Below are 17,852 nucleotides of genomic sequence, written 5' to 3'. Positions count from 1 at the left end.
GAGAACTTCGGCCCCCCCCTGACCGCGTTTCCCAGTCACCAGACCTCGATCTGCTGCAACGCGTCCGCGGCGCCCGCCGTCATGGGAACGGTCGGTCCCCAGTCGATTTTTCTCAGATCTCTGCTCCCCAAAGGCCTGTCCAGTACGCTTAGCAGAAGCGTGATCGCAACGTGGGCGTCCTTCGAAGCCCTGGCGCGCATTAGTGCAGTGAAGCAAGAAAGGCTCTTAATCAGCTGTTCGCCGCGTGTCCGGATGAACTGCCGCAGTCGGCCAGTTTCGGCCGTTCGTCTGACCCACGCAGCAGTCACTCGAACGGCCGGTCCGCTCCGAAATCTGCAATTGCTTAGCACGCTTGTCGACCAGAAGCGATCAATCATCTGAGCGCCACCCGGCGAATAGCTCCAAGCCCAAGTTCTGACGCGCCGTCCAAGTCGACCACTGCAACGGCGGTCATCATTTATTCTCGCGTCTCCGGGGTTTCTTCACGCCCTTCTCGCCGTCTTCGGTAGCAGGGGGTGACGGCGCATCGCCGAAAGAAGGCCGCAGAGCAGCAGTTTCGCGCTTTCCCGATCCCAGCTTCGGCTGCTTTGCCACCGACTCAGCGATTTTCTTGACCTTCTTGGCCGCCTTGGTATCGATGCCGCGCCGCGTGAGGTCGATGCCGATCACACGAATGTCCTCTACACCGGGGTAGTCGTTCGATATAAGCACCCAGTGTCGCTGCAACTCGTCCACGAGCAGCTCAAAAGCGTCAACTCGGCGCCCATTCGGAAGATCCCAAGAGGTTTTCGTCCCGAGATAGACTATGACGAAGATGCCGCGGCTTGAGCGGAGATCGCGAAGATAGTCACCACACAGCTGAGTTTCGAGGCGCTCAAAAAGGTGAGGGCCAGTCCACTTGTCAGCAAGCTTGAGTTCGGCCGGCACTGGGGCGTCAAAGCCGACGCCAAAGAACCGCAGATCGGGACGCTTCGCATCGGCGAGCTCCTCTTCTTGCGGGATGACGTACCGGCCGGCTGCGCGATCGCGACACCATCCACCCAGGAACTTCCTGAACTCCGTCTCCTGATCGACCGCTTGAAGGATCGAGGCGATGCTGGAATCACCGTTCTCGAGGTCGTGCTTTAACGCTTCCAGCTTGTCGACGGCGTGATACCAGAGTTCGCGGTGATTCGCCGGCGTCGCTACCAGAGATTTCCCGAACTCTCGAACCTGCGACGGCGTCCACGCATCGACGTCGGCGTCAGCTGCGGCCTTAGCCTTCGCGTAGTAGCTCATCCACGGCCGGGAGCGCTCGTCAGGGTGAGCGCGCCCCATCTCGAGGAGCGCGAGGAACGCCTCCTTCCCGGGCGTCTCTCGGATGAATGCGACGAGCGCGTTTCGCGCGTCCTGCGCATCGTCTCGCAAACCTGGCGAATATACGCCTTGCCCCGCGCGCTCGATGTCATCCTGCTGCCGGATGTAGCGCGCCATGAGCAGATAGAGCGACTTCAAGTGCTCGACTGTGCGAAACGCCTGCCGGGCTTGGCCTTTCTGCGATATGCCACCCATGAGAGCGACGATGAAGGCAAGGGCCAATTTCGTCTGCTGGACCGGGTTGTCCATGCCGGCGAACCGGGCCACAAGCGCCGGGATCGCCGCAGCAGGATCGGCCCCGACCCAGGCGGCAAACCAGATCGGAGCAAAGATGAGGTTGCGGGTCGCCTTAGCCTTTCGCGAAGCAATTGCGGCGATCACCTTGTCGGCAACCGATGATCGGTTGACGATCGCCAGGAGATGTCCGAGGTTCCGTGTATTAACTCGTTTGGAGCGCAACTCGGACAATAGCACCGGAGCGATTTGATCCCAGAGCCAATCGCCGTGCGAGGCGACGTTAGCGAGCGCATAGTGGCTGTCCCCCGTCGCCGTTTCGGAAGAAAGCTCGTATCTAATCTCCTGGAGCAGGATGTCGAGGACTTGCGATGGGGATGCCTTGTGCAATAGAGGGAGCCAAACCGGAAAGCCGTTAAGCTCCTGCAGAGCGTATCGGGTCGCGATCTCCGCTTCTTCCGAACCGACGGATGATGGCCAGGCAATCGTCTCTCGTGCTTCGATCGCCAGTCCGGTGAGACCGAAGATCGTCGAGAACGGCGTGGTGTTCGCCGAAGCACCCTCGGAGCGAAGCAGAGGACTATTCTGTCTCCAGTATCCGACGGCACCGTCCCGGAATGCGACTGCCACTTCTTGGCCAAACTCTTCGATGAGCGATCGCCAGTTGCCCTCTGTCCACCAATTGTGCTGACCTTCGGCGCCTCGCATCTGATCGTGAAGGTAGCGCTGATCGCCGGAGATCATGCCGGGCTTTCCGGGGTCACGGATCTTATCCACTCGGCCAGCCAGGATCTGCTTTGCCCTTTCCCTGGCCGCCGCCTCCATCTTCGCTGCTTTCTCAGACTGCCGCTTCCAGGCCGCCGCCTGGCGCCTGAACTCGGTATGGGCGCCCTTGGGCGGCCTTAGCAACTTGTCTAGCTCAGCAGCCACGTCAGGATCGGCCGACGACACCGTTTTGAGCGCCTCTCGCCACGCCCGAGGACGGCCGTTCTGATGGTAGAGCATGACGGCGAGCGTCAGCGCGACGAGTTTGTCGTCTAAGAGCGGTCGACCAGAGATCTCATCGCGCATGTAGTCGAAGTCGGAGCCGTCGAAGGCCCAGTAGGCGCCGAACAACGAGACATGCCAGTAGTCGGTCAACCGCTCGCCATTCTTCCCCTTCCGCCACGCCCGCTCCTCGGCAACGCTGTGCCAGAAAAGAGCGCGGTTGAGCCCTGGCCATCCGCGGACCAGTTGTGGCAATTCGTCGAGCCCCTACCCTCGAATGAGCCGCGCTCGTAGGTCTCGGCCATGGGCAGCTTTCGCAGGATCGAAAGAGCCGTTTTATTTAGCGTGGCAGGATCGCAGCGTTTTATCAGCAGCACCAAGGCTTGGCCCGCGATCTGGCCGAGCCAGCTGTATCGCCTTGACATCTCGCAGTGACGCTGCTCGACCACTGGCCTGCGGCTCAGAAGTTCGGCAAGTCCATCGAGAAGTGCGGGGAGGAGCGTCGGTGGAAGTGTGGTCACATAGCTGGCGAGCGAATCCAAGAGCGGATCGGTCTCGTAGCGCTTCTTGGGTGCCGTGAGCGCAAGTGCGCGGAGCAGCCAGTCCACGTCGGCCCGCGTCTGACCGAGGCCGACGACAAGCTCACCGAGCCATCTGCGCGAGAGCGGCGGCGTTTCCTTAATAAACGCCTCGCAGACCTCGAAGCAGTCGTGCCCCGACCCGACTTCGATCATTGCCCGGATGGCTGCGATCCGCGTGTACTCCGCGCGCGAGGTGAGTGCGAAGTGCTTGGCCTGGTCCGCGAGGGTAGCGATCCCTCCTTGTTCGACCATGCGGCGGAGAAGGAACCAGACGATGTCTTCGTCGCTGCTGTGCTTGTCAAGGAGTTCCCGGATGCACTCCGCGAGGTCCGGATTCGCGAAGCGCTGCACGGCCGAATACTCGGTGGCACTTCGGCCATGCGCTGGCTGGGTGAGTTGCTCACAGGTTTCGCGCAAAATTTGGGCGCGTGTATCCACTGGCAGTTGTGCAGGATCTCCACCCTCAAACAAGACCTCGGGCGCGAGACGCATTACGCGCTCAAGGATCCGCCCGTCAAGTAGGGCTAACCAGGGAAGTAGCGGGCGCATCGTCGGCACCACTACCTCGATGCCGTATTGGCGACGGAAAAAGAGGTTTTCGATCTTCGCCCGCGATCCTTCGTCGACAAGCATGGCGTTGAGCCATTCCGCTGTGAGAAATTCCCGGACGGAACGGTGGTGGAAGCGTACCGTCCCGTAAATGCCCTCGTCGAATATCGGCCTGGTCAGGAGTGTGCGACAGTCGGTGTCGTTCCAGTCGGTCAGCACTTCCTTGATCGAGAGCCCGCGGTCGTTTTGCTGACCGTCGGGCACCCGGATAGCCGACTCCTTGGCGAGCGTCGCTGCCGCCGCGACAAAGCGCGCGCCCGCTCGGATACGGTCCTTGGAGATCGGGTTGGCGTCGGCGCGGTCTTGGTCGCGCTCCTCCAAGCGTTTGTCGATGCTCGCCCGTATCAGCTCGAGACGCGAGCCAATCTTCTTGTTGGCGATCCAGAACTCGACTGTCTCGGCGAGGTCCAGTGGGCGGGACAAGAACGACGATGCGTCAGCGCGTTCTACCGCCTTTTTAAAGGCTTTGATATCGGCGACGCCCTTGGCGCTGGCAAAGCGGTCGACCTGCTCGCCAGCGATCTCGTCGAGCGCGACGATGCGAAATGGCGACTTCCGACCCGTCGGCACAGGGACGTCGCTAGTGGTCACGGCTTCATCGGACTCCTGGTCCTGGTCGGGCGCCGTCGCCGGCGGCGTCCACGGTAGCGCCGCCTCACAGATCAGCAGATCAGTCCTTGGCCGCCAAGCGTCGGTCCGTCCGGTGATGACGACATGGGTACGTTGAAGGACGCCGCCGAGCTTGCGCCCGACCTTCCTTATAGCGCGCTCGAAATCTTTCGGGTCTTTCAGCCGCGCTTCATCGACGGAGTCCAACAGAAGCCAGCCGCGCTCACTCGAGGTCCTCCACTCCTCAAACTCCTCGGGCGTTCCCTCCTCGAACGCGGCGTCGAAGTCTTGAGCGAGGTGCTCAATGCGCAGGAAGAAGGCTCGCTTTGCGCTCTGCCGCAAGTTGCGGCAGACGTGCCGGAGCTCTGCTGTTTTTCCGGACCCTGCCTCGGAGAGGAGGACAACACGCGGCTCCTCAAGTAGGTCGGACCATTGCGTGGGTTTGTCGCGGCGCATCAGCCGGAATAGATCCGACTCCTTGCCTTCCCCATCGCTAAGCGCGAGATCGTGAAATGTGCGGTGAAGCTGAATAAACTCGTCGAGGTCGACCGACATCTAATTCCCCTTTGCATCGTCACTCCGAGAGACGGTGCATCTGTTCCCCACCATTAACTTATCAACTATGACGTAAGCATGATTTTACGGGGTCATTACATCAAAGATGCGCTGTGGACCGTCCGGGTTATTCCGGAAAGGGAAACGACATAATCAGAACGGAATGCTCACACGTCGGTATTTCATGACCCCATCTGCTGTTGGATGGAGTCAGCATGCATGACCGGGACAGTGCGATTTTTTGTCATTGAAACTATGGCTGCTCGACCGGGGGTTTTGAAGAGGAGAGTTATCTCATCAATGGCGATGGCCAAGCGTTCGCTAAGGCCGACGACGCGTCGGCGATGACCACGAGCGACTGGCCGTTGCACTCCATCAAGAGACGCTCGGTGCGCCGAGCGTCGAGCGGCCGAGTTGGGTCGGCTTTTGCCTGTCTCTGCTCGTATTGTTGAGCAGAGAAAGATCATCGGAGCATCACATGTCCTGACGCACGCCTTTGCTCCAGCACCGAAGCATGTCAAGATCGTCCGGCAATTCGACACTCTGATCGGGCAGACACGAATATGGAGCTTCGGCATCTTCGCTATTTCATCGCTGTCGCCGAATTGCGCAGCGTGCGCGCGGCATCCGACCACCTGCACGTCACGCAACCGGCGATATCCCGGCAGATTCAGGATCTCGAAGACGCCATCGGCGCAACGCTGTTCGAACGAACGCCGCGCGGCCTGAAACTGACGCCCGCTGGCGAGGCCTACCTGTCGGAAGCGCGCGAGATTCTCGACCGCGTCGATGCCGCCAATCGGCTTGCGCGCCGCATCGCATCGGGCGTGCAGGGGCAATTGCGTATCGGCTTCGTCGAGAACGCTGCATGGAGCGGCATCGTTTCGCGCGCGCTGAGCGCTTTCGAGCAGGCCGCGCCGAATGTCGCGCTCGAACTCACGCCGATGAACACCCCCGAACAACTCGATGCGTTAGCCGCAGGCAGGCTCGATGGCGCTATCGCGTATCGCATCGGCGCGCTGCCCGAAGGTATCGAAAGCGTTCATGTGCTCGATCAGGGCGTCGTGCTGGCGGTGCCGGAATCGTGGCCACAAGGCAGCGCAGGCGCCGTCGATGCGCAAGAACTCGCGGGCAAACCGTTCATCTTGTTTCCGCGCCGCGTCTATCCCGCGTATTACGACCGCCTGCTTTCCGCGTGCGCCGAACGTGGGCTGACGCTCGATATCCGTCAGGAGGCGTCGACGGAAACCGCGATTCTTTCGCTGGTATCGGCGGGAATGGGAGCAGCCATCGTCAATGCCGCGAATCGCGACCGGCCGCCCGCCCGCGTGCGCTTCGTCGAATTGCGCGATCTCTCAGTGCCCTTGCCGCTCGAATTCTGTTTCGTTGAGCGGGCGACCAATCCCGCGCTCGAGCGTTTCGTCGAACTGCTCTCCTAGCGGCTCGACTTCCTCGCGCGCGATGCCTTGAAGGCATCACCCGTCGCAGAAAACGGCATTGGCCGGACATATTTTCGTCGCCGATAGTAAAGACACCCCAAGCTCTTTACCGACCGCGCCATGTATACGTCCGCTTCACTCATCGCCACCGATATCGACTATGAACGCACCGGCTTCCAGACGGGCACGCTGCGTTTGCCGTATTCGCACGACCGCTCGGCTTACGGTCATGTGCCGATTCCCTTGGCCGTGCTCAACGCAGGCGCGGGCAGCGGCCCGACCATCCTTCTAACGGGCGGCAATCACGGCGACGAGTATGAAGGCCCCGTAGCGCTGATGAAGCTCATGAACCGCATGCCGTCGATGACGATATGCGGCCGCCTGATCGTGATTCCCGGCCTAAACTTCCCGGCCTTCATCAACGGCACGCGCACTTCGCCGATCGATCGCGGCAACCTCAACCGCTTGTTTCCCGGTGCGCGCAATGGCCAGCCGACGGAGATGATTGCGCATTACGTCGAGACCGAATTGCTCCCACTCGCCGATGTCGCGATCGATCTTCACGCGGGCGGCGCGTCGTTCGAGCACGCGCCGACGCTCCTTGCATCTCCGCCCGCCCAAGGCGAACAGCGCGCGTTGTACATGGACCTCGTGCGCGAATTCGGCGCGCCGAACACGATGGTCATGGATCTGCTCGGCGAGGATCGCACGATGGCCGCGGCAGCCGAACGGCACGGCAAGCTTTTTTTATGCGGCGAATTCGGCGGACACGCCGGCTGCGATGCGGCTAATCTCGCGATCGTCGAAAGCGGATTGCAGCGCGTGTTGCAACGGCTCAGTGTGATCGCGGACGCAGGGGCCCCGGCGCCTCATACGACGCGTTTCCTGCGCGTGGAAGGCGCGCGTCATTACATATACTCGCCGGTTGCCGGGGTCTTCGAACCGGCGTTCAAGCTAGGCGATCAGGTACGCGAAGGTCAACTTGCAGGACGTCTCTTCGATCCGCATCGACCGTGGCACGCACCGCTTGATATCGCGTTTCGTGGCGACGGCGTTGTGATGTGCATGAGGACCTTCGCGCGCGTCGAACCGGGTGACTGTATCGCGTTGCTCGCTTCAGAAACTCACGCCGATTGAAACGCGTCCATCGACCCCGGAGAGTGCATATGAGTCATTACCCCGCTTCGAGCCGGGCCGCCGATGATGCGGCAGCCCTCGCACCACGTAGCAGCGCGCGGCATCCTGTGTATATCGTGCTGCTGTTCTTCCTGTGCTTTGCGTTTTCCTATCTGGACCGTCAGGTCGTCAGCATTCTTGTTCAGCCGATCAAGCAGTCGCTTGCGCTCACGGACACGCAGATCGGTTTGCTGCAGGGCTTTTCGTTCACGATGTGTTACGCGACGGCGGGTGTGTTCGTCGCGCGCCTCGTCGATCGCGGCAATCGCGTCAGGCTCATCGCCATATGCATCGCCATCTGGGCGATCTCAACGGCGGCATGCGGCTTCGCGACCAACTTCACGGAACTGCTTCTCGCGCGTGCCGGAACGGCGATTGCCGAGGCCGCGCTGAGTCCCGCCGCGTTGTCGATCTTCAGCGACATCTTCGCGCCGCGCAGCGTTGCACGCGCGAGCAGCGTGTTCATGCTCGGGCCGTATGTCGGCGGCGGCGCGGCGCTGTTCGGCGGTGGCATGTTGTTGTCGGCAGCGGTGACGGGACAGGGCACCGCATGGCTCGGGGCGCACGGGTTTGAGCCGTGGCAAGCGGTGTTCGTCGCGGTGGGCGTGCCCGGCCTTTTCCTTGCTGCTCTCGTTGCGATCACGGTTCGCGAGCCGGCGAGGCGCGAAGGGGACACGCACGACGCGCGCACGCACAACGAGATACCATCGTTGCGCGATGTGCTGGTTGAACTGTTCGTGCGCAATCGTTTCTGCCTGCCGTACTTCGCGGCATACGTCGCATTGATTACCCTGTTCTATTCGCACGCCGCGTGGTTTCCGACCTTGCTGATGCGACATTTTGATCTCGCACCGAGCATGGTCGGACAGATGGCTGCACCCGCGTACATGATCGGCGGCATCCTCGGGGTTGCAAGCGGGGCGCTGCTTGCAACACGCGTCACCGACGACACCACGCTGCGCAAGGTGCTCGGCTTCTCCACATGTGCCGTTGCGTTGCTGGCGCCTGCCGCCATCGCCATGCCGCTCGTCGCAAGCAGCAACGTGGCCATCGTGCTTTATGGAGTCAGCGCGTTGACTGCCAGCATCGCGATGGGACTCGCGCCCGTGCCGCTGCAGATTGCCGTACCAAACCGAATGAGAGGTCGTTCGCTGGCGCTGCTTGTTTTCATGACGAATGCGATCAGCGGCGGTGTGGGCCCGCTGTCCGTCGGCTATCTGAACGAGCGGCTTGGAGCGACAGGCGCCAGCCTCGGCGTGTCGCTAGCGATCGTCGGCGGCGCGGCCGCGTTTGTCAGCATGATTCTCTACGCATTCGCAACTTGCCGGGTAGCAGCCGCGAATTCGCGTTGATACCAGGAGCACACAACCATGACATCAGCCGCTTTACACGCTCATCATGTCGGCGCAGCGACCATCACGCGCGTCGACGAAACCTGCTTCGCAATCGCGCCGGATCGGCTGTTTCCCGCGTGGCCGACAGACGACGAGCGAGCGCTCGGTGACCGATTCGCCGTCAACACACTCGACCTCGTCAATGCGCGCGTGCAACTGAAGACCCATCTCTGGGTGGTCGAGATCGACGGCGTGACGCTCATCGTCGATACGGGAATCGGCAACGGTAAGTCGAGGCCGTTCAGCGCGCTATTCGACAAGCTCGATAACCCCGTGCTCGAGCGGCTGGAATCAGCGGGCTTCTCGCGGTACAAGGTCGATTACGTGCTGCTTACGCATTTGCACGTCGATCACGTCGGCTGGAATACGCATTGGCAAGACGGCCGCTGGGCGCCGGTGTTCCCAAACGCAACGTACGTGTTCGGCGAGAAAGAGCGCGATTACTTTCTTATGCCGGAGGGCGAATCACGTCGTATCGTATTCGAAGACAGCGTGCTGCCGGTGATTGAATCGGGTCAGGCGCACGTCGTACCGGACGAGGGCGAAGAGATTCTTGACGGCATTCGCTTCATGCCGACCTTCGGGCACAGCATCGGGCACATGGCGATTGAGATCCGCTCCCGCGGCGAAACGGCGCTCTTTTCCGGCGACGTGATGCACAGCGCCGTGCAGGTGCATCGACCGGAATTAAGTTCGATGTTCTGTCTCGACCAGCAGCGGGCGCGTGCGTCGCGAGCGCGTCTGCTCGCGCATGCAGCCGGCACGGGCGCGACGATATTCGCCGCGCATTTCGCCGAGACGTCGGCCGGAACCGTCACGCGGACGGCGGAAGGCTTCGAGTGGCGATACGCGTGATTGAACAGGTAACGCTGAAACAGTAATGACTTTGTGCGTCTCCGATTTCCACTGAAGACGCTCGCCCGCATTGTCGTCTGTCTGCGCTTGATGACCGTGAACCGGCGACCGGCTGAGCACGCTTGCCAATGCACCGCAGAGAACCGGGCCGATGTCCGAAAGCGGTTCGTATGTCGACGTTGATGTTTCAGCCGCCAAAGGCTGTTCAGGTTCGTAAAGAATCATTCGCGCCTGCCGACAGTCGTTTCAGCGGTGCAGGCCGGCGAATGAACGCAAATGGACGGGCTACCGCCCACACAGTCGTAACCGGCGAAGGTTGGCTGTGTCGGCAACCGCACGCTTGGTGAGTTTGCAACGGACGGAATTGCAATAGTAGACATATGCGCGGCTAGTGGGCGAATGAGTCAAACAAGATTTTGCCGCCACGAAATTTCGCCGGCTCCCGCGGCAACTCTTCAAGCCTTCAATCTGCGACACCGGATGCTGCTCCATCTCGGCGATGTACCAGTGGGCGGAACTATCCTGTATGAGGTGTGCAGATCGTCGTAACGGGGCTCCCACCGTTCTCCCAACTATGCTTCGGAAGTTGTTCTAATACGGGGTTACACGGGTTACATGGGTTACGTTCGCCTAAGCTATTGATTTTAAGAGCTTATTTTTGTAACCCACTTTGTAACCCGGACATCGCGTAACCCCCGTTTCGGGTTACACCGCTCTGGCTGTAACCCGTGCAAATCGCGATGGGTTACGTTTTCTTCGGATCGGGTTACGCCGAAACCCTTGTGTGGCAAGGCTTCCCGTCTGCGTAACCCGTGTAACCCGTGTAACCCGCGCTTTTTCAGGTGGGTAACGAATATTTCCACATCTCGGACGTGAAAACGTAGACTTTCGTGGGACCTTTGTCAGGAATGCGCTCGGCTCGGACAGAGCGACCATCGGCAGACGGGCGAATCCAGCCGGCGCAAATGAGTGTTTTGGCCACCGAACGCGCTTCGAATCCATTGCAGACTTCGCGTTTGAAGATCTCTGGAAAGACTAAATACTCCACGCCTGCATCCCCTTTGCGACGGAAACCCGCTCGATTGATGGTCGGCCGCTCCGACACATCGTTGAAGTCGGTAAACCGCGACTCTTCATGGGCCTCGAAGAACGCCTTCACGTGCGAGAGTATTACGCCTTGCTCGTGATTGCCCGCGCCGCCCCGATTTTCCAGCCATGCTCGAAAACACGTCGCTGATGCCGCGAGTGCCTCACCCGGCTGCCAACCGGTAACTCCTCGATCGGTCGCATATTCGCCAGCTAATCCGATCAGCGCGAGTCGCTCGCAAACACGATGCGCTTGCCCGCTGGCATCACTCGGTAGGTTGTCGGCGAGGAACTTGGCTGTTTCCTGACGCAAGTACTGTTCGATCACCTCGGGCTCTTTGGCGATCGCGTTAAGCATCTCGATCGCGGCGACGCCGTAGCTTCGCTTGCAGCCCTCATTGATCAGCGCCGAGAGCTTCGCGCCGCCGACTTGCCCGTGCAGCGTTTCGAAGAGGCCGAAGCCGCGACCAGCATCAGCCGGAACTTCGACGAGGCGCACCTCCTGACCGGCTTTGGCCTTTTTGCCGCCCGCTTGCATGTGCTGTGCGAGGCCGATCTCGCCGGCCGACAGGAACAGCAGTCGCCACGATTGCCGCGCACGCGCCGAGCCGGTTCGCCCCGCGCGCGCCTTGCCGCTGCCGTTCGCCAGCATGTAGGCGATCTCGCCCGCCTCGCGGGGATCGACCTGCGCCAGTTCGTCGAGCACCAACAGGGTGTCGTTGTGAAGTGCTGCAAGTCCTTCGAGGCCGTTCGCCGTCGCTCGCCACCGCTGCATGTATTCCGGGCCGCCATAGACACTACATGCCGCGCGAAGCGCCGTCGTCTTGCCCGTAGACGAATCGCCAACCAAATTCAGACCGCCCGATTCCTGACCGGAATATGCCAACATCATCCCGGCGAACGCCGTCGAGACTGCGACCAACATACGTGAGTTGCCTGAGCAGTAAGCGGCGACGTCGCGCTTCCAGTCGTCCAACGTTCCTGCCTGTGAGTAGGCGCGCATGATTGCCTCCGATTGAAAGATCACGCGTTCAGCTGATTTGCCGATGGTTTGGTCTGGGAATACGAAGGCTCCGCTGTGCCAGCCTGTACGCGTTACGCATCGCCCGCGCGCTTTCGGTTTGGCAGTTGTCACGTACTCGGTGAGCTTGTTGCGGGCGCGGAAACTCGGGGCAATGTCTAGCCCCAAACGAGCGAGCTCGCCACGCATGTCCGCGCCGTCCGAACGCAACATCTCCATGGGCATCGCCCACACGTGCGGATGATCGTCGGCGTCCTTCCATTCGAGCAGCCGCCCCCAGTTCTCCGAGGCGCGGTCACGCACCAGCGCGCGAACATGAAGCGGCGAGCAGATCCAATGCGGCATGCCATCGTCGTCTGTGTAGAACACACCTTCTTTGCTCACAGAGAAGCCACGCGGCACGCAGCCCTTATCCGGTTGCTCGTCGCCATCGGGCTTTGCGGCCCGTTCAACCTGCGCGGCGACCGCCGCCGCTCCGAACCGTGTGTGCATATCGTTGAAGTCGGTCTCGTCCTCGTTGCGTTTGTCGCCGAATTCGGGTGTGGCGACGGCACCCGCAACGGATCGAGCTGCCTCGACCGCCTTCTGTTGCCCGTTTCCGAGATCGGCGAGTACCGTAATTTCGGCATTCGGATGGGCGACCCGCATCGCCTGAGCAACCTTCATCAGGTTGCCCGCCGAGAGCGCCGCCACGGTGGCATGGCCGGTGCACAAATGAGCTGACAGCGCGGTCGCGACGCCTTCGGCGATCAGGATGCGCGCGCAATTCAGCGGAACTGCGCAGACGAACCAGCAGCCGCCCGCCTTCTCGCCCCCCGCCAGCGCAGACTTGCGGCCCGACTCGTCGATCATCTCCACGGTGGTGACCGCGCCATTGATCGTCACCGGCGCGATGAGAATCCGGCCTTCGAGCTGCGCGCCGCCGGACTGCGGGCTATAACCAATCAGCAACTGAAGCTTTTCGACATCTAGCTCACGAAGGGTGTCCACCGCTGCGACGCCCTTGCGCATCAGGTAGGGATGATCGTCACGCGCCCGTTGCGACTTCTCGATGAGGGCGAGGGCGAGCGTCGCCGCGTGTTTGCGGTCTTTCGCTCGTTTTTGCTCCTCCTTCTGTACGCGGGCATCGCGTTCGATCCGGCGTCGTGCAACTTCCACCGGATCAACGACGATTGCAGCCTTCGCGCGCGGGTTGTAGCCGTACCTCTTGGCGATCGCAAACAAAGTGGCGATCGTGATTCCGCCGTCAGGACGGATCGAGCGCCAGGTATCCCGAACGTCGGCCGCCACGTAATTTGGGCTACCCTGACTCCAGTTATCGAACGTCTCGAAGCCAGCCTCGCCCTCGCCATGCTTGAGCGCCGCAGCGACGCGAAACCACACGTCGCGCTCAACGTCCGGCGGGATGTATGAGAGTGCCTCGAGGATCCGTTGGTGTTCGTCAAAGACGGTGCTCATTGTTTGCCTCCCGCACTCACACCGGCCCGTGCGACCACGCGAGCGAAAGCGAGGTTAGTGCCGATTGCCGCCGTCGCTTGCCCCGCGAGAACCCGCATGCGCGGCGAAGGTTCACGCTTGGACATCATCGTTTCAAGCAAATCGGCACGGCGGAATCCCTTCTCAGCGGCCGCAGCAAACACCACGTCGAGGACGCGGCGTGCGAACTGGCGCACGTCGTCATCGGCATGCTTTGCGTGGAACACGAGAAAGCCACACATCAGCACGCATTCAGTAGGGCTCGCGTACTCACCTTCGGCGATCGGAATGCCCAGCTCGTAGTTCTGGTTCTCGCGATTGCGCCCGCCGCCGGCGGTAGATTGCTTCCGAGGGCGCTCCTCCCAAATATCCACGGCGCTGCGCAAGATGTTTTGGTGTTTTGTAGTTTTCTTTTTGCTGTTCATACGACCTCCTGTGCGGCCCGCGTCAGCCCCTGAATGACCTGCGGCAGTAGCTCAGGGCGCACCATCAACCCTTTTTGGGTTGGTACGAAGTCACCTGCGGCGTTCACCACCAAGAGCCGGACATCGACGTATTGGCGACCCTTGTATGAGCGATGCGAGACACGAATGCGCTGCGTCGGGCTCTTCTGAATGTCGATTACGACTTGTTCTTGACTATCCATAATCAGACGCCTCCAAATGAGGAGTACTGAGTTCGATTCGCGTGCGTAATCGGCTCGTCGGCCTTGATCTCGGAGAGCTCGTTTGCGAGCTCGCGCGAGAGGCTGGTCAGCAGGCCCACGACACCGAGGACCGGCACCGCACTGTTTTCTTGGTCCTCTGGAAGGGCGGAGAACAGCGTCTGGAGCACATCGTGGATCTGCCAGGCTCTCGCGGAAAACTCGTAGACGTCATGCATGCTTCACCTCCTGAGAACCAACCGGGCGGATCGATTCGGCTAGTCCAACACCGTGCTCCCGATAGGTGGCGCCTTCCTCCTCATAGGCGGCTGCATTGGACTCACTCATACGAACGCCGAGAGCGGCGAGCTGCTGCACGAGCGACGGTTTATCAGCAAGTGCGCCGAGGGCGTTGAACAGTGCCGAGATGTCCGTGAACGACTGAGATGCGCAGGCGAGCTCGACCGAAGCGGATCCAATAAGCGAGGCGAGCTCTTTGAGATCTATGTCCTTAGCCATGGGTCACCTCTGCACGAGCGATTTCAGCGAGGTGAAGGAGTGCTTCGGCGCAGCAGTCGAGCGCATCGTTCGCGCTAGGGGCAAGCGCTGCGTCGCGCAGAGCTCGATTGATGATCTGGACTTGAAGCGAAGTTTGAATTTGCTCAGAGCGAGCGGAATTGGCGGGGCGCATGGCGTTGCCTCCTATGTCAAGTTCAACGAACCTGGCCCCCAACGCCAATTGGGGTGGCCAGGCACATGACGGGGTTGGCGTACCGGTGACATAGGAAACCGGCGAGCGCGAGCGCTCCCCCGCCAAGGCCCGGCCATTGAAGGCGAACGCATGGCTGCGGACGAAAAAATACCGCCGGTCGGCGGTTGTCCGCCTATGTCTGATCGGGACGCCAATCCCGAGTGAGAGGTGTCTCCTCCCACACCTCAAAGAATAGACGACTGATTCCAACTTCGTCAAGCAAGTGATTTTCGTACCAGACTGATGGTACCGATTGCTTTGCCTGGCTAATATTGAAGCGCTGTATCCTCCGAAGACCCTTGTTGCTGGCCTCCGGGCCAGCTTTTTTTTCAACGTCATTTATGCGGTCTCCGGCGTCAGATACTTGCGGAGTTCACCAACGTTCCAGCGCGTCGAGCCGCCGATCTTCACGGGCTTGGGCAGTTTGCCGTTATTAGAACGGTCCCATACCGTTGCTACGTGACAGCAGCACAGAGCCGCCACCACGACATCGCTTACGCCTGCGGCGTTCGGCAGTCGGTCGAAGTTTTGAAAAGCAACCAGGTCTGATTTTTTCATCGCATAAACTCGGTAGCGTTCGGGATTGAACGCGTCGAATTATGCGAGCGGCCGCTTTCGATGTCGTGGCCCGGAGTCGGAGGAAAAGGGCTCCGGAATAGCTAATGCGATTCTTGATGCCGGAATTGAAAACGTTGATTCTCGTTCCTACTTCCGAGCCGTTTGATCATTATCGTCCTTCTTGGCCTGTTCTAACGCTTGTCCATAGAGCGTGTCCATAGCGGCCGGCGTCGCGAGTGACAGAGCGAGAGGCGCTACTACTTTACGCACGCGATCGGCCAGGATGACGCCATACTCGTCCGGGAACAATGCCACTCCGATTTGCTGCTGCGTGAGGGAAACTTTCGAAAGCGCGGCCCACATAGTCAAATCCAAGTAAGCCAAGATGCGGAACCTTGCCCAGTCGGCCATGTCGGCAACCGTGTACCGCCGCTTGAGATTTGGGACGCCGAGTTTCGTTCGGGTTGCCCTGAGCCACATCCGAAAGTCTTCCACAAGCTTTTCCTCGGACGCGAAGAGGTCCACCGTCGCATGCACTTTGCCTGACAGGTCGTATCCCATGTCGAGATCAAATTCCCAGTGCGGCACATCCAATACTGAGCAGGCCTCTTTCGTTTCGTTGTCGTCGGACTCGTTGTCGTCGATGTCTCGCTGTATCGCCGACACCGCTTTGCGATATTTATTATTGGGATCCAACTCAGGTGGGATACTGAAGAAACCTGTGAGATGGTCAAAGGCGGACATATCGGTGACCTGCGACCTAAAAATCGGTTTCGAATAGCCGTCTCCCTCTTCAATCTTCATTGATTCGGCTATCGGATTCTCGAAACGGCTCAAGAGCCCCTGCCTCATCTCATCTTGAAAGTGCGCTCCCTGCTCGAACATCATGAGTCGCAGAGTTCGTTGCATAAGGTTTGCGTACCATTCGCTCCAACCGAAATCACTACAGACGTCGTATTTTCGGATGTCGAAAGCTGCAGGAAGCGATGTGTTCTTTTGGGATCGATGAGCCACGTTTATTCTGCACCTTCGCTTATTCGCTAGTCGGATGAAGAGTCGTCGGAAGTCGCAGCGCTAGAGCAGAACTCAGCCCAATCTGCCATTAGGCGACGCCGTTTCTCCAAAATATCGCCGCGCCAATAGGCCATCTCTGATGCTCCGCCAGGAACGTGAGCGAGTGCGACCTCGGCCAGTTCTCGCGGATGGTTCGTGTGCTCGCTCGCCCAGTCGCGGAAGGTCGAGCGAAATCCATGTGGCGTGGCCGTGAGGCCCTTCTTGCGCAGGATTGCAAGCAGCGTCATATCGCTCAGCACCTTGTTCGAACGTGGCGCGCGAAAGATCAAGTCTGTTTTGTCGTCGCGCTCGATGCTCTTCAGAAGTTCAACGGCGCGATCAGACAACGGAACACGATGTTCTTTCTGAGCCTTCATTCGTTCGCCAGGAATCGCCCATATACGACGATCAAGGTCGACCTCTGTCCATAGTGCTCCCCTCGCCTCCCCTGAGCGCGCGGCGGTAAGGATCACAAATTCCAGACATCGGGAGCCGATGCCGGTCGATTTACGCAGATCTGCGACAAATGCTGGCGTGTCGGCCAAAGGAAGCGCTGGATGATTCCGAACGCGCCTTGTCTTCTTTGGTGCTGATAAGAGCTTGTCAAGGTTGCCGCGCCAAGCCGCCGGATTCATGCCCTCGTCGCGATACCCTTTCACGCGAGCCCAATCAAGAATGGCTTCTATGCGTCCGCGCAGGCGAGACGCGGTCTCTGTTTTCTTTGTCCAAATTGGCTCGAGCACATCAGTGACGTGCGAGCGCATGATGTGCCGAACGAGCAAGTCTCCGATCTTCGGATAAGCGTATTCCTCGATCGTGTTGGTCCACTGGGATGCATGCTTTGCGCTTTTCCACTCGGGAGCTTTAGCTTCGATGAAGCGTGTAGCAGCTTCCTTGAATGTGACATCTAGCGCTCGACTGGCGCGCAGTCGGCTCGCTGCTTCCGCTTTGGCTACGAGCGGGTCAACCCCATTCGCGATGTCATCACGCAACGCCTGAGCTTTTGCGTGCGCATCCTTTAGCGACACCGCCGGGTATGGCCCGAGGCCTATCTCCCGGCGACGTCCGGCAATCGTTGTTCGCAAGATCCACGACCGAGCACCGCTCGCCGAGATTTGGAGCATCAATCCAGCAACTCGGCCTACCGCATGCGTACCTGGCTCAGACAGGCGTGACACGGCTAGCGCACCCAACTCTTGTGCAATTCGAGGCATTCAATTCCTACCCGCCAACCTACCCGCCTAAAAATTTACGACTTATGGCGATGAAAGGCAATGGGTTCCGACTTGTGATCTCTGGGGGATTCGGCTGAAAGCCTTATCTGGCGGGGGTTTTGACGACTGAATCCGATGAAATCGGACCGTCCAAGAGGGGTGTCCTGGCGGAGAGAGGGGGATTCGAACCCCCGATAGGTTTTACCCTATACACGCTTTCCAGGCGTGCGACTTAAACCACTCATCCATCTCTCC

General features: G+C 60.1%; 14 protein-coding genes and 1 tRNA gene. 4 read left to right on the top strand and 11 right to left on the bottom strand.

The window, feature by feature from the left end:
- Positions 1-453 precede the first annotated feature (453 nt).
- On the bottom strand, positions 454-2,730 hold the full coding sequence (locus NCS02_RS05635) for a hypothetical protein (RefSeq protein WP_250522922.1): 2,277 nt from the start codon (positions 2,728-2,730) through the stop codon (positions 454-456).
- Positions 2,727-4,931 (bottom strand): NACHT domain-containing protein, encoded by a 2,205-nt coding sequence (locus tag NCS02_RS05630; RefSeq protein ID WP_250522921.1) that lies wholly within the window; start codon positions 4,929-4,931, stop codon positions 2,727-2,729. Before NCS02_RS05630 ends, NCS02_RS05635 begins: the two co-directional genes overlap by 4 nt.
- A 563-nt stretch (positions 4,932-5,494) precedes the next feature.
- Between NCS02_RS05630 and NCS02_RS05625 the strand changes: the two genes are divergently transcribed.
- The 4 genes from NCS02_RS05625 to NCS02_RS05610 all read left to right on the top strand — a co-directional run bounded on the left by NCS02_RS05625 (position 5,495) and on the right by NCS02_RS05610 (position 9,795).
- The gene (locus tag NCS02_RS05625) at positions 5,495-6,370 is read left to right on the top strand and encodes a LysR family transcriptional regulator (RefSeq protein WP_061158502.1); all 876 of its coding nucleotides are present in this window, start codon (positions 5,495-5,497) and stop codon (positions 6,368-6,370) included.
- Between the two features lie 120 nt (positions 6,371-6,490).
- Complete coding sequence (locus NCS02_RS05620; RefSeq protein WP_250522920.1) at positions 6,491-7,507, top strand: succinylglutamate desuccinylase/aspartoacylase family protein; 1,017 nt, start codon at positions 6,491-6,493, stop codon at positions 7,505-7,507.
- Between the two features lie 29 nt (positions 7,508-7,536).
- Positions 7,537-8,898: an MFS transporter gene (locus NCS02_RS05615; protein ID WP_250522919.1), complete on the top strand. Its 1,362-nt coding sequence runs from the start codon at positions 7,537-7,539 to the stop codon at positions 8,896-8,898.
- A gap of 18 nt (positions 8,899-8,916) precedes the next feature.
- A complete protein-coding gene (locus NCS02_RS05610; RefSeq protein ID WP_250522918.1) occupies positions 8,917-9,795 on the top strand; it encodes an MBL fold metallo-hydrolase in 879 nt (292 codons plus the stop codon).
- An 838-nt stretch (positions 9,796-10,633) separates the two neighbouring features.
- Here the strand turns inward: NCS02_RS05610 and NCS02_RS05605 are convergent.
- The 9 genes from NCS02_RS05605 to NCS02_RS05560 all read right to left on the bottom strand — a co-directional run bounded on the left by NCS02_RS05605 (position 10,634) and on the right by NCS02_RS05560 (position 17,852).
- Positions 10,634-13,360, bottom strand: a complete 2,727-nt coding sequence (locus tag NCS02_RS05605; protein WP_250522917.1) for a DUF927 domain-containing protein — start codon at positions 13,358-13,360, stop codon at positions 10,634-10,636.
- Complete coding sequence (locus NCS02_RS05600) at positions 13,357-13,803, bottom strand: hypothetical protein (RefSeq protein WP_250522916.1); 447 nt, start codon at positions 13,801-13,803, stop codon at positions 13,357-13,359. The genes NCS02_RS05605 and NCS02_RS05600 overlap by 4 nt, the downstream gene beginning before the upstream one ends.
- Positions 13,800-14,024: a transcriptional coactivator p15/PC4 family protein gene (locus NCS02_RS05595; protein WP_250522915.1), complete on the bottom strand. Its 225-nt coding sequence runs from the start codon at positions 14,022-14,024 to the stop codon at positions 13,800-13,802. The genes NCS02_RS05600 and NCS02_RS05595 overlap by 4 nt, the downstream gene beginning before the upstream one ends.
- A gap of 2 nt (positions 14,025-14,026) precedes the next feature.
- Positions 14,027-14,260 carry a hypothetical protein gene (locus NCS02_RS05590; protein ID WP_250522914.1) on the bottom strand — a complete coding sequence of 78 codons (234 nt, stop codon included), beginning with the start codon at positions 14,258-14,260 and terminating at the stop codon, positions 14,027-14,029.
- Positions 14,253-14,540, bottom strand: a complete 288-nt coding sequence (locus tag NCS02_RS05585; RefSeq protein ID WP_250522913.1) for a hypothetical protein — start codon at positions 14,538-14,540, stop codon at positions 14,253-14,255. The genes NCS02_RS05590 and NCS02_RS05585 overlap by 8 nt, the downstream gene beginning before the upstream one ends.
- A 571-nt stretch (positions 14,541-15,111) precedes the next feature.
- Complete coding sequence (locus NCS02_RS05575) at positions 15,112-15,330, bottom strand: helix-turn-helix transcriptional regulator (RefSeq protein WP_250478689.1); 219 nt, start codon at positions 15,328-15,330, stop codon at positions 15,112-15,114.
- Positions 15,331-15,477: 147 nt separating this feature from the next.
- Entirely contained in the window at positions 15,478-16,344 is an 867-nt protein-coding gene (locus NCS02_RS05570; RefSeq protein WP_250522911.1) for a DUF6387 family protein, read from the bottom strand.
- Between the two features lie 26 nt (positions 16,345-16,370).
- Positions 16,371-17,597: a tyrosine-type recombinase/integrase gene (locus tag NCS02_RS05565; protein ID WP_250522910.1), complete on the bottom strand. Its 1,227-nt coding sequence runs from the start codon at positions 17,595-17,597 to the stop codon at positions 16,371-16,373.
- Between the two features lie 165 nt (positions 17,598-17,762).
- A tRNA-Ser gene (locus NCS02_RS05560) sits at positions 17,763-17,852 on the bottom strand.

This window comes from Caballeronia sp. NCF2, assembly GCF_023631205.1.
Classification (GTDB): domain Bacteria; phylum Pseudomonadota; class Gammaproteobacteria; order Burkholderiales; family Burkholderiaceae; genus Caballeronia; species Caballeronia zhejiangensis.
The sequence above is the reverse complement of the archived record's forward strand: the minus strand, read 5'-3'. Positions and strand labels throughout refer to the sequence as shown.